We start from the raw sequence: 12,868 nt of genomic DNA, 5'->3' as shown, positions 1-12,868 counted from the left end.
TTGAAATTAGTCGCGAGCCGGTCAGCAACACCCATGAGTATTCTCGCCGAAGAGTTTCCGGGGAAGTTGTCAGCTTTCAACGATGTCTCCCGCTGCATGCGTACCGCTGGCGTTGAAATCTGCGCTCTGATGCTCACCGAGCACAGGATTTTTATCGAACCGTCCAGTGCCCAGTTGCTTTTAAACCGCTTTGGGCAAGAGGTCCGTGGCATTTGCTACCTGACCCAAGGGCGCTTCACCTGCAATACCGTGAAGATTCGTGGAGTCGAGGTGGTGTGGCTTACGCAGGTGAAGGAGCAAGAACAATGAATCGCACCCTTTATGCTTCGATTAAAGCTCTCAGAGCCGCTGTGGAATCTGAAACCCAGACCTTGCTCTGGCGAGAGACGCAGCAGCATGTGGCCGTGCTTCTGGACCATGTTCAGCAGGTGCCTGATTCCTCGCTAGTGCTTGAGGCTGCTCACACGGCCATTGCAGAGGATCGGTTGCCGGATGCAATTGAACACCTGCGCGTCGTCATGAACTGTTTACACGCTGAATGCAGCGATCACGTCATCCAGTTGGATGGTCTATTGGAGGCCTTTGACGAGGCATTGAAGCTGAAGCCGTTCCTCAGGCTGGAGATCGGTTTCAACCGCGTTAGTGGTTGGCTGATCACCGTCTACGACAAATCAGGCGGCGTCGAGCGGGTCGCAGTGCAGACTCAAGGCCTGCGCGCTGATGACACCTGTCAGTGGACCACCTTGCATCTTCAAGCGTTTGCAAAGGAGAACAGCAATGTCTGACAACCAAGTTCTAGATGGCTTCGTACGCAACGCTATGGGCCACCTGGTGCCCGTCGACCAGGTGCGGGAGCAGGACAAGCTGCGTGATCAAGTAGCTCGTGAGGTGGCTGAAGCGGCCAAGGCGCTGAACCTGGCACTGAAAAATTTCAAGCAAAAAACCCTGGCTGACGTGGCGGACTTGATCAGCATTGCCGGTGAGCGTTATGGCGTTCAGATGGGCGGCAAGAAGGGCAATGTGACCATTGCCACCTACGACGGCCAATTCAAGGTACAGCGAGCCTACGCCGACCGACTGACCTTCACCGAGGAAATGGAGGTGGCGAAAGTCATGGTTTACGACTGCATCCGCGCTTGGAGTAAGGGCGCGGACGGGCATCTTTTAGCAATCGTCGACAGGACGTTTAGTCCTAACCGCAACGGCCAGATCAAGACCTCCGACGTGCTCGACTTGTTACGCCTGGAGATCAATGACGAAAACTGGAAGGCCGCGATGCAGGCGGTGAAGGATTCCATCCTCGTCACGGGCAGTTCCGTGTACATCCGAGTTTATGAGCGAATTGGTGACTCGGACAGCTACAAGGCTATCCCCCTCGACTTGGCGGTGGTGTGACATGGAAATTTCTAAAGTGGGTCCCATCATCGTTTTACCCAAAGTCCCTAAGAGCGTTTGGGTTTGTTTTGCTCTCTGGATGTTGTTCTTCTCCTTGAACGAGGGCCTCGACCTGCTGCTGACATTGAGTGATTTTGGCTGCTCCGTCGAATATGTCGAAGTCGTCTTGCCCGACACAGTGGATAGGAGCATCTGACATGAGCGATCAAGTGAAAGCGAATATCGTTGACCCTGACGTAGTGGAGATCGTAGAGCTGCTTCAGGAGTGGCATGCCAAACGCGTCTCACAGCTTCAGATGATTGTGCAGGCGCCAGCGGATGCGGAGTTGGTGCTACGTGGTGCCAACGATCAGCAAGTCATCTTGCTAGGCGACGAGCGCAAAGGTTTTAAGGCCGGGCTAGCTACTGCGTTGGATCTTTTTGGCAAATTTCCACTATCGATCACGAAGGTCGATGAGGAAGACGAATCTGGAGATACCCAGTGAAAAACGCGCCCTCCAGCTCCGATCGCCTGCGCTATATCAAGCTGATCCACGTTGCTCGTCGAGAATTACGTATGGACGACGATACCTATCGGCTGATGTTGGCTGGAATGCAGGGTTTGAATGGCGCTACATCTACGGCTGACTTGAGCCTTCCAAACCTGATCAGGGTTTTGGAACAGCTCAAGCTTCGGGGCTTCAAGGTTCGTCCAACCAAAGTGCAGACGCGTCCGCTGGCTGATGATGAGCAGTCGAAGAAAATCCGATCTCTGTGGCTTTCGTTACACGATCTGGGGGCGGTGCGCGATAGCTCCGAGGAGGCCCTGGCGAAGTTCGTGCTGAGCAGAACCAAGGTTTCAGCACTGCAATGGATTACTCCGGCCCAAGCTAGCTGGGTCATTGAGCAATTGAAACAGTGGATAAAGAGAGTTGAGCCATGAGCACCATTCGAGGCGATGATCTACTGAGCGAAACAATCGAGCCCATGACAAAAGTGATTCAGCAAAGCTTGGGTGTCAGCTCAGAGGTTGCCGAGGCTACCTGCATCGAAATTATCACGATGTTTGCTCATCTATGGGGTGGTCAGGTGGTTTACATCCCCAAGAGAATCAGTGTCCGGACGTCCAAACTACATCAACAAATCTACGACGACTGTAACGGTCGCAACCATCATGAGGTTGCGACCAAGCACGGGGTTTGTGTTCAGTTGGTCTATAAAGTGATGAAGAGGATGCGCCTGGCAACCATCGCCAAGAACCAGCGCGACCTGTTTGCGTCTCCCGATGACGAATGAGGATCAGGTAACGGGCGCTTCGCCAGACGAAACCAACCCCCGGTCAGCGTCGGCTGAACGGGGGTAATGGTTCTTGCACGGGTGGCAACCCTATTTCAAAATCCCCCCCAGAATGAACCGCTTTATCCCAGGGTGTCCCGGATTTATCTAGCCACATGGCTGGGATTTATCTCAGTCCTGAACAACTGGGGTTTGAGCAGGCGTTTGCGATGGTGCAGAGTGGGGAGATTGTGGATGGGAAGACCATCATGTTGTTGCAACATCTGGAGCTGCGCATGCTAAAAGAACGCTGGTGAGCCAGCTTTTTTGGTGTGGGGGCTTACCCAGCACTGGGCTGCGGGCCTATTCTGTAACAGACGAAATCAATTTGCTTGAGCAAATCCTCAATTGAATTTTTCATATCGTTGAGCACTTAATGAAGTGAGCCATTTCTTAAAGAAGTCGATCTGAACTTGTGGGTTGTTGGTGAGGTTGTTTTCTTCATAATCGAATAAGTGGACTATGTCCTCGCTAGTCGCTTGCTTGCCTAGTGTCAGTTCGTAAGCGATAAGCCCTGCACTCATCTGGGATGCCATCCTTGATGGCATGACATTTATCTTTGCGCCCTTACACAAAAATGTCATGTGTGGGAAATCCGCTCTGACCGCTGCTAGGCACTTGTATATATCTTTTCCTGTGTAGATTTTTCCGGGATTACTTGACTCTGAAAAGCGCATTTTATAGGCCTTGTCATCAAACTCTACGGTAGTCTCGATTTTTTGGTTGTCGACCCTGACCATGACGGTCTTTATTTTCATTGTTGCTTTGTCCTAAAGTAAAGGTGTATTGGCGTGTTAATTGTTCTGCAGTGATTCAGCCCACTTGTTTCGAAAGGCGATCTGTTCATTGATGTCATTTGTAAGGTCGGCTTCTTCGTAATCGAATATACGAACGAGTTTCGCATCAGGGTCACCCATTATTACTTCGTAGGCGACCACGCCGCTAGACATTTGGGATGCCATTGCAGAGGGGTAGACATTTATCTTTGATCCCTTGCAAAGGAATTTTATATCGTTAAATTCTTTTCTTAGCGATCCAAAACAGATGTAAATATCTATGTCGGAGTAGGTTTTTTTAAGCCCGTTGGCGAATGTGATCGACAGTGTTGACGTGCTTCTATCAACTTCGATTTCAGCTGTCTCGCGATGAAGGTTTCTAATAATTTCAATGCCGAGAGTTATCATTGTTAATCTCTGTTTGGATTGATTAAGGAGTAGCCTTTGTGTGTTCCATCATCGTGAACAGGTGTGGCGCCAAGTATATCTTTGGTGTCTATTCGATTCGGTATTGCGATTTCACGCTCAGTTTTATAATCGGATAAGCTACCTAGTTCTTTATTGACATCCCGGCCGGGAATTTTTCTCAGAGTATAAAGGTAGCCTTCCTCCAATCCAAATGTTGTGGCGAACATTAATCCTTGCTCTCTTGAGGTCGACGTGCTTACAAAGTTGCTTGGCGGGTTTGCGTTGTTTTGGGAGTGCAGGTAGAGGTCCGTACTTTTTCCTCTGCTCTCAAAACCGGTCTTAAAAATTTCGTCTGGATGCCTTGAGTCTCCTCGATATAAATATTCTTTTTTTGCACTTGGCGCGGGTAGCGAGGGAGCATCCTCATTTACCTTCGTCTGTACGCCCGAATGTTCCTTGCTGATTGGTGGCTTGCAGCTATCCGCATGTGGACAGTTGTTCAAGCCTAGCGGGTCTATCCAACCTGTCGGATTGGGCACGTATTGGTAGGCGTTGATCCCACCCGCTAGCTTCACCGGGTCAGGGGTCAGGTAGCGACCGATATCCGGATGGTAGTAGCGATGGCGGTTGTAGTGCAGCCCGCTTTCCTGGTCGAAGTACTGGCCTTGGAAACGTAGCGGGTTGTCGATTTTGGCGATATCAAGGCGGGAGATTTCGCCGTAGGCGCGGTAGTGGGCGGACCAGACGATTTCGCCGTCAGGGCTGGTGAGTTCTTGGGGCGTGCCGAGGTGGTCAAGTTGGTAGTGGTAGGGCTTGGTCGCTTTTGGGCCGAAGCCTTCCAGCATTGCCAGTGGACGAAAGCTATCCGGCTCGTAGAGGTAGCTGCGGTGTCGGTCTTTGTGATGCTCGGCAATGAGCTTGTCGCCTTGCCAGAAGAACTCCGTGGTTTCCCCATCCACGGTTTTGCTGATACGCCGCCCAAACGGGTCATAGCGATAGCTGGCAGTTTGGCCGTTGGGTTTGGTGACCCCGATCAACCGATGCTGACAGTCATAGCGGTATTCGGTGACGAGTTGATGGCCTTTGCCGCGCCGTTCACGGATCAGGTTACCGAAGGCGTCGTAGTCGTAGTGGTTGTCGCCCTGCATCAGCAGGCGATTACCCGCCACGATGTCGGGGCCGGGGCGGTCTTGCATCAGCAGGTTGCCCGCCGGGTCGTGGGCGAAGCGTTCTTGCAGGTCTTGGGAGTGATCGGCGCGGGTTAGGCGGTTGAGGGGGTCGTACTGGTAAAGGTGTTCGCCTTTGCGAGTGTCGAATAGGCGGGTGAGATTGCCGGATTTTTCGTAGTCGTATTGGCGTTGGTAGAAGTAGTGTTCTTGGTGAGTGACGGCATGGGCGTGGAGGCGCTGTTGGTCGTCGTAGTGGTAGTGGCTGAGGAGGTGGCCTTGTAGGCGTTGGTGTTCCTGGCCGGATTTGTAGAGGTGTGAAGTGAGGATTTCGCCGTTCAGTTCGACTGTGGCGAGGTGGCCGCCTTTTGCATGATTAAAAACAACACGGTTGTTATCTGGCAGGCGAAGTTTTTGGAGCTGGCCGCAGGCGTCGTAGCCGTAACGCAAGGTGCCCCAGCCTTGATGTTCGGCGATGAGGCGGTTTTGGTGGTCGTATTCGTAGGAAAGTGCCCAATGGCCGTCTTCGACGCTAAGGAGATTGCCCTGGCGGTCGTAGGCATAGTCGATAGCCTTTCCATCAGGCAGGGTTTTTCGTACAAGGCACCCGGCGAAGTCGCGTTCGTAACGAGTGACGAGCTGACTACCGTCATCACCGTGTTCGGTTTTTTCCTGCAGATTGCCGTTGAGGTCGTAGACGTAGGCAGTACGTTGGCCGTCAAACCCGGTTTCCTGTTGGATCAGCCCGTTGGGGTGGTAATCCAGCCGGTAGCTTTCACCGACCTCATTTTCGATTTCGGTCAGCAGTAACCGGGTGTTGTCGTAGCGGTATTTAACCTGGGTGCCATCCGCATTGATGCGGCGGCTGATCAGGTGCAAACCATCCGCATATTCGTACCGCGTCACGCGCCCGAGTTCATCGCGCTCGGCGGTGATTTTTCCATAGGGGTTGTAGCTGTATTCCCGCGTCAAACCGCCCGGAAGTACTAAACGGATCAAGCGTCCAACGCTGTCCCACTGATACTGGGTCAGCGCGCCATGTTCGTCCTCCCGCGCAATCTGCCGCCCAATATCGTCATAGCGATACCGCTTGATACCGCCATTGGGCAGCTGTTCCTCAAGTAACTGCCCGCGCTCATTCCAAACCAACCGCTGACTGCTGTGATCGGGATACCAAACCCCAATCAACTGCCCATATTTGTTGTAGCTGTAGTCGGTGATATGCCCATCAGGATCAATCTTGCGCGTGACATCGCCCTGATCATTACGCTCGTACTTCCAAACCGCTTCACCGCGCCGTACCACCCGTACGAAGCCGTTGTGATGCTCGTAGGATGTCGGCTCATCCTCCCCCGGAAACACCGCCACCAAACGCCCGGCGTCGTCGTACTGATACGCCGTCACCGCCCCCAACGGGTCTTGCTCAACCGTCAGCCGGCCGTTGTCGTCGTAGGATTTGAAGTGCTGGGCGCCATCCGGATCAACCCGCTGCACCAGCCGCGCGCGCTGGTCATGCACATAGACTTCCTGGCTGCCATCGGCGTTAAACACAGTGACGCGGCCGTTGTCATCCCAGGCATACCGCGTGTCCATCTGCGCGAAACTGGCCCAATGCCGGACACATCGCGCCGCCTTGCCAGAGCGTTCCCACGCCCAGAAGAAACTCGCCCCACCGGCCAAGCCGCGTTCAAGAATGACGTGCTGATCGTCGTAGCGATAAGTCTCGGTTTCGCCTATGGCATTGGTCGCCGAAACCAGCCTGCCGAGTTCGTCATAGGCGTAGGAAACCACGCAATGTTCGGTCACCCAGACGTAGGGTTCATAGTCCTTGGCCCGCTGAATCTGGTACTCCACCGCCACAATGCGGCCCGATTCATACCGCAAGAACAGCGAGCGGCCACACCGTTATCCACGCGTTCAATGCGGCCCAAAAAGTCACGGGAAATACGCAGCCGGTTGCCATACGCATCGCTGATCGCCGTCAGCGCGCCGTTAACGAAGTGGTAGAAACGTGACTCCTGCGCCAGTACCAATTCTTCTGGCACCGAGCCCAAGTAGATCGCCACTTCGGCCAAGCTATTGGTAATCGCAGGCCGAGAAGAAGAGGGCAAGGGCAGGGCAATCGCGCGATTCTCATGATCGGTCCACACCACCGAATCACCAGCAACAGAAAGCCGATGCGCCAGCGAGTGACTCCAACCAAACCCCAACCCGCCATCCACTTCCACCGCACTGGTGCGATACAACCGGGTCCACTCAAACGGCAAAATCCCGTCCAGCGCTCCATCCACCAAAGTCAGCAGCTCTTCGCCGGTGACCATCGACACCGGGCAGCCATTGGTGGCTGTTTTATCCGCACTTGAAGCCGCATCCCCGTTCGGGTTTTTCCCCGAAACCGGCACGTCATCCACGTGCTCCTGCCGAACCAACGCAGTCCTCTGCATGGCCTTATCCCGCGCCATCGCCACCGGGTTCGAAACCAACTCATCCCCAGCCTTCAACGGCACCGCCGGGATCGTCTTGATCGACGTCGCTGGCCCCCCTAACAGCACCGGCTTTACCGCATCGGCATGCGCGGCCAAATGCGGCCCCACAAGCTGTCGGGCCAGCACCTCCAGCAACTGCCGTACCCGACTGGATTTGATTTGGCTCAACCCCTGAGCACCGAGGCGCACCGCCACGCCCATGGCACCTGCAACCCTCAACAGCAGCAGGTTGATCAACACCTCGCCAGTGATTTCCCCCATCACCTCGCTCATGTCCTGCGGCGGCAACAGCCGTATCCAGCTGGCTATCGCCGACAGGTAGATAAACATCAGCGGCTCATCACTGAGCACCAGCAAGCCCTTGGAAATGGCGTCATTGCCCAGCTTCAGCAGTTCATCGAGTTCGGATTCGGAGAGGTACGCCAGCAGCTTTTCACTGTTGGGCTGGATGTCCGCCAGCAGGTCATACAGCTGTGTGAAATTGTCCCAAAGACTGTAAAGCGCTGTGCCCATGCCGCGTAGAAATGCGCTCTCCAACAGGCGGCGCTGGTCGAGTGGCTTGGCGTCGGTAAAGGTTTGCCACTGGGCTTGGAAGGTATCTGTCCACGCCTCACGCAGGCGCGCTTCCAGCTCATCAATCACCGACTGATAAGACCCATACAGCGCCTTGAGATGATCCTGGGAAACGTTGGGATAAAAGCTGACCCGATACTGCTGGTTGCGCTCACACTCGGTGATTTCGAGAATGCCGCTCGGGCCGATGGTGTGGTGGATCGGCTCACCCAGTGGGCCGCCGTTGGGGTCGATACGTTGCAGCATCACCGGCGTATTGCCGATCGGCACAAAACGGGTGCTCTGGAACAGGTGCACCAGGGTCAATGTGCCGTTTGCGCCGCACATCGCAGTGGTGGTGCTAGGAAACAGCGAACCGGTGATCGGCGCGACCAGCGCCACCTCGTCGCCGACTTTGAACACCTGCTCGACATCCAGCGCCGAGAAGCTCCAAAAGCTTGAAGCCCACTCGTCAAAGGTATTCAAGCAACCGCGAAAATCTCGGAAAACAGCCTCGACATCGACCGTTTTCACATTCATTGGGGTCAGGGCCAGCCTGCCAATGGCCGGGTTCACGCTTGAACCCTTGCAACCACTAAATTCATCTGCAATCCCTCGCACTGTGTATTCAGGCGAGGGACTTTGCAGAGGATTTCAGGGGCGGGGAGTAGAGCTTATCCGGCCGTAATGTGGGAAATTTCGACAGGTTTCTGCGCCGTGCGCCCCAGCACCAGACTGCACAACGCCGGTAGGAACAACAGCGTCAACACCGTGCCCACCAATACCCCGCCAATCAGCACATAGGCCAGGGATGACCAGAACACCGACAGCGTCAGCGGGATAAACGCCAAGGCCGCCGCCAGCGCTGTCAAGATCACTGGCCGTGCACGGCGGACGGTGGCTTCGACAATCGCTTCGCGAATCGCCATGCCGTGTTCCTGGTTCTGACGGATCTGGTCGGTGAAGATCAGCGTGTTGCGCATCAAGATCCCGCCGATCCCAATCAGCCCCAAAATCGCGTTGAAGCCGAACGGCTGGTTGAACAGCAACAAGGTCGGCACCGCGCCTATCAAGCCCAGGGGCGCGGTGGCGAAGACCATGAACATCACCCCGAACGAACGCACCTGGAACATGATCACGGTGAGGGTCAGCAGGATCATGATCGGGAACAGCGCAGCCAGGGCGACGTTGGCCTTGGCGCTTTCTTCCACCGGGCCGCCGATGTCGATCTGGTAACCAGCGGGCAACGCGGCGATCAGGGGTTGCAGGTCTCTGTACACGGCCATTTCCACATCGGGCGGTTGCACGCCGTCGATGATGTCGGCGCGTACTTCCACGGTGGCCGCGCGGTTGCGGCGCTTGAGGATCGGCTCTTCCATCACCGGTTGGAAGTGCCCGACCTGTGCCAGCGGCACTGAGGTGCCGGCGCTGTTGGTGAGGGTCATGTTGTTGAGGTTACCCAGGTTCTCGCGCTGGCTGCCCTCGGCGCGGGCGACCACCGAGACGGTGCGGTTGCCTTCGCGTACTTCGGTGATCGGGTTGCCGCTGAGCAAGGCATTGAGCTGGGATTTGACCTCGTTGGGGGTGAAACCCAGCAGACGCAGGCGGTCTTGGTCCAATACCAGGCGATAGCCGCTGGTGCGCTCGCCCCAATCGAGGAAGGCGTCCTTGGTGAGGCGGTTGGCGGCGACGACTTTGCGCACGTCTTCGGCCAGGCCGCGCAGCACCTCCACATCGGGCCCCGAGACGCGGAACACCACGGGGAACGGCACCGGTGGCCCGAACAGCAGTTGGGTCACACGCACCCGAGCGGAGGGAAATTCACCGGCAGCAATGCGCTCACGCATGCGTACCTTCAGCGCATCGCGGGCGTGGGAGTCCGGCGTCTGCACGATCAACTTGGCAAACGCAGGGTCCGGCAGCTCAGGGTTCAGCGACAGGAAAAAGCGTGGCGCGCCACCGCCGACGTAGGTGTCGACCATCGTGGTCTGTGGCTCTTGCAGCAGCGCCTTCTCCAACTGCGCAGCCACCGCCTCAGTGCTTTTGAACGCGCTGCCGGGCGGCATATACACCTCAAGAATCAGCTCGGAACGGTCCGAGTTGGGGAAGAACTGCTTCTTCACCACGCCCATGCCCAAGCCGCACAGTACAAACGCGGTGACCACAAGACCGGTCACCAGCCAGCGCCGACGCACACATGCCTCCACCAGCCCGCGCAGCTTCTGGTAGTAACGCCCGGCGTAGATCGCATCATGCCCGCCGGGAACGGGCTTGATCTGCGGCAGCAACTTCACGCCTAGATACGGCGTAAACACCACCGCCACCAGCCACGAAGCAATCAACGCAAAGCCGACGATCCAGAAGATATTGCCGGCATATTCCCCCGCGCCCGAACGCGCAAACCCCACCGGCAGAAAGCCGATGATGGTCACCAAGGTGCCGGTCAACATCGGCGCGGCGGTGGAGCTCCAGGCAAAGGTCGCGGCGTGAATCCGATCAAAGCCTTCCTCAAGCTTCACCACCATCATCTCGATGGCGATGATGGCGTCGTCCACCAGCAGGCCAAGGGAGATGATCAGTGCACCGAGGGTGATACGGTCGAACTCACGCCCGGTGAGCAGCATGATCACAAACACCACCGACAAGGTCAGCGGCACTGCCGCAGCCACCACCAGACCCACACGAAAGCCCAGCGCCAACAGGCTGATCACCATCACCACGGCCAGGGCGACGAAGAACTTGAGCATGAACTCATTCACCGCCAGGCTGATGTTTTTTGCCTGGTCGGAGACCTTGGCGAAATTCACGCCCAGGGGCAGGTCGGCGTGGATCCTGGCTTCCTGGGCCTTGAGACTCTTGTCCAGTTCCAGGCCGTTCCAGTGTTTTTCCATGATCACGCCCAACATCAAGGCCGGGTCGCCCTGGTGGCGGATGCGGTAGCTGGGCGGGTCTTCATAACCACGGCTTACCGTGGCCACATCGGCGATGCGCAGGACGCGGCCGTTGACTTCCAGCGGCACGTTTTCAATCAGCGACAGGCTGTCAAAAGCCCCGTCGATACGGATGTAAGCGCGGGCCCCGGCGGTCTCCACAAAGCCCGAGGGCGCTACAGCGTTTTGTGCGGCCAAGGCGGAAAAAATCTGGTCTGGCTTGATGCCCAGGGTCGCCAGGCGCTCATAGGAAAACTCCACAAACACGCGCTGCGCCTGTTCGCCAAGGATGTTGACCTTCTTCACCCCCGGCAGGTTGAGGAAACTCTGGCGCAGTGCTTCGGCCATCTGCACCTGCTGTCGGTGCGGTAGGTACTCGGCTTCCAAGGCATACAGCGCAAAGTACACATCGGAATATTCATCGTTGAAGAACGGCCCGATCACGCCCTTGGGCAGTTTCGCCGCCTCATCGCTGAGCTTCTTGCGGGTCTGGTAGAACAGGTCCTGGATTTCGTTGGGCCGGGTGGACTCCTTGAAGGTCATGCGCATCGACACAAAGCCTGGCTGGGCGATGGTCTCGACGCGGTCGTAATAGTCCAACTCTTGCAAGCGTTTTTCCAGGCGGTCGGCCACTTGTTCCTGCATCTCCTGGGCCGTGGCGCCGGGCCAGGCGGCGGTGATGGTCATGACCTTGACCGTGAACGACGGGTCTTCGGCGCGCCCCAGTTTGCCGAACGAGAAGACCCCGGCGGCGAGGATCGCAATGATCAGGAACAACGTGACGGCGCGGTGCTTGACCGCCAGTTCAGAGAGATTGATGCCGCGCATGCTCAGTGATCCTGCTTGCGGTTGAGGGCCAGTTCCTGGGCGGGTAGCAGGCGCACCGCATCACCGCTGTGCAGCAGGTGTGCGCCAAGGGCGACGATGACCTGGCCGGGGACTACGCCGCTGTCGAGCAGGGCGTCCTCCTGGCCGAGGCTGGCGACCTTGACCGGGGCGAAGCTGACCTTGTCATCAGCGCCAATCAGCCATACGCCGCTGCCTTGTCCGGTGTCCTGCAAGGCGCCGATGGGGACGCGGGTTTGCTGGGCCTGGCCGTTGCCTTGCAGGCGCACGGTGATGGTGGAGCCGAGGGCGAAGCGCTCGACGGTGCCATGCAGGACGTAGCGGGCGCGGTAGGTGCGGGTGGTGGGGTCGGCGCTGGCGGAGAGTTCGCGCAGGGTGGCGGTCACGGCGTGGTCGGGCGCGCCGAAGGGGAAGGCCAGGGCTTTTTGCGAGGCTTGGTCGCGCTGGTTTTCCGGTAGGTTGACGATGGCTTCGCGGGCGCCGTCATGGGCCAGGCGTGCCACGATTTGCCCTTCGGCGACCACCTGGCCGCGATCCACCCGCACGTCGGTGATGATGCCGTCGCCATCGGCCTTGAGCACGGAGTAGGTGCGGCGGTTTTCGATCTGGCTGGCGTCCGATTGCGCCGAGGCCAACTCGGCTTCGGCTACCCGCAGGTTGGTCGCCGACTGGTCGAAGATCTGCCGCGATACCGCGCCGGTATTGGCCAGGCGCTGGTAGCGGTTTTCATCGTCACGGCGTTGGCGCAGTTGGGCCTGGGCGGCGTTGACGCGGTTCTTGGCCGAGCGCAGAGCCAGTTCGAAGTCGCCGATATCCAGCACCAACAAGGTGTCGCCCCGGGAAACATGCTGGCCGGGATCGACCTTGCGTTCGTTCACTTTGCCGCTGACCGGTGTGTGTCAACGTAGTTGTCGCGTCAGATCTCAAGTGACTTGTTTATTCACAGGCTCGCGCTCGCGATTCAGGTAGACATGATCAGGCAAACGCCAATTGCG

10 protein-coding genes and 3 pseudogenes are annotated in these 12,868 nt (G+C 57.1%); 8 read left to right on the top strand and 5 right to left on the bottom strand.

Translation table 11 applies throughout. The annotated features are described in order from the left end of the window. Positions 1 to 33 precede the first annotated feature (33 nt). The 8 genes and pseudogenes from ACLD1Y_RS29120 to ACLD1Y_RS29085 form a co-directional block, all read left to right on the top strand. Positions 34 to 309 (top strand): hypothetical protein, encoded by a 276-nt coding sequence (locus ACLD1Y_RS29120; protein ID WP_429481123.1) that lies wholly within the window; start codon positions 34 to 36, stop codon positions 307 to 309. After that, positions 306 to 785 (top strand): hypothetical protein, encoded by a 480-nt coding sequence (locus ACLD1Y_RS29115; RefSeq protein ID WP_429481122.1) that lies wholly within the window; start codon positions 306 to 308, stop codon positions 783 to 785. The genes ACLD1Y_RS29120 and ACLD1Y_RS29115 overlap by 4 nt, the downstream gene beginning before the upstream one ends. Continuing rightward, entirely contained in the window at positions 778 to 1,395 is a 618-nt protein-coding gene (locus ACLD1Y_RS29110; protein ID WP_429481121.1) for a DUF3164 family protein, read from the top strand. The genes ACLD1Y_RS29115 and ACLD1Y_RS29110 overlap by 8 nt, the downstream gene beginning before the upstream one ends. A gap of 1 nt (position 1,396) precedes the next feature. Further along, positions 1,397 to 1,591: a hypothetical protein gene (locus ACLD1Y_RS29105; RefSeq protein WP_429481120.1), complete on the top strand. Its 195-nt coding sequence runs from the start codon at positions 1,397 to 1,399 to the stop codon at positions 1,589 to 1,591. Between the two features lies 1 nt (position 1,592). Beyond that, positions 1,593 to 1,880: a hypothetical protein gene (locus ACLD1Y_RS29100; RefSeq protein WP_429481119.1), complete on the top strand. Its 288-nt coding sequence runs from the start codon at positions 1,593 to 1,595 to the stop codon at positions 1,878 to 1,880. After that, a complete protein-coding gene (locus ACLD1Y_RS29095; RefSeq protein WP_429481118.1) occupies positions 1,877 to 2,317 on the top strand; it encodes a gp16 family protein in 441 nt (146 codons plus the stop codon). Before ACLD1Y_RS29100 ends, ACLD1Y_RS29095 begins: the two co-directional genes overlap by 4 nt. Beyond that, a complete protein-coding gene (locus ACLD1Y_RS29090) occupies positions 2,314 to 2,670 on the top strand; it encodes a Mor transcription activator family protein (protein WP_429481117.1) in 357 nt (118 codons plus the stop codon). Before ACLD1Y_RS29095 ends, ACLD1Y_RS29090 begins: the two co-directional genes overlap by 4 nt. A gap of 182 nt (positions 2,671 to 2,852) precedes the next feature. Then, positions 2,853 to 2,966: pseudogene (locus ACLD1Y_RS29085) on the top strand (GDP-mannose pyrophosphatase); the annotation flags it as partial. An 87-nt stretch (positions 2,967 to 3,053) separates the two neighbouring features. On the opposite strand, the gene ACLD1Y_RS29080 reads toward ACLD1Y_RS29085, so the two are convergent. The 5 genes and pseudogenes from ACLD1Y_RS29080 to ACLD1Y_RS29060 form a co-directional block, all read right to left on the bottom strand. After that, positions 3,054 to 3,467, bottom strand: a complete 414-nt coding sequence (locus ACLD1Y_RS29080; protein ID WP_429481116.1) for a hypothetical protein — start codon at positions 3,465 to 3,467, stop codon at positions 3,054 to 3,056. A 36-nt stretch (positions 3,468 to 3,503) separates the two neighbouring features. Beyond that, positions 3,504 to 3,893, bottom strand: a complete 390-nt coding sequence (locus tag ACLD1Y_RS29075) for a hypothetical protein (RefSeq protein ID WP_429481115.1) — start codon at positions 3,891 to 3,893, stop codon at positions 3,504 to 3,506. 2 nt (positions 3,894 to 3,895) lie between these two features. Continuing rightward, a pseudogene (locus ACLD1Y_RS29070) lies at positions 3,896 to 8,637 on the bottom strand (RHS repeat-associated core domain-containing protein). A 134-nt stretch (positions 8,638 to 8,771) separates the two neighbouring features. Further along, a complete protein-coding gene (locus ACLD1Y_RS29065; RefSeq protein WP_429481114.1) occupies positions 8,772 to 11,855 on the bottom strand; it encodes an efflux RND transporter permease subunit in 3,084 nt (1,027 codons plus the stop codon). A gap of 2 nt (positions 11,856 to 11,857) precedes the next feature. After that, positions 11,858 to 12,763: pseudogene (locus ACLD1Y_RS29060) on the bottom strand (efflux RND transporter periplasmic adaptor subunit); the annotation flags it as partial. Positions 12,764 to 12,868 lie beyond the last annotated feature (105 nt).

Source organism: Pseudomonas sp. 18175, from assembly GCF_050432925.1.
Classification (GTDB): Bacteria; Pseudomonadota; Gammaproteobacteria; order Pseudomonadales; family Pseudomonadaceae; genus Aquipseudomonas.
Note: the sequence above shows the minus strand (reverse complement) of the source record. Positions and strands in the feature narration are given on the sequence as shown.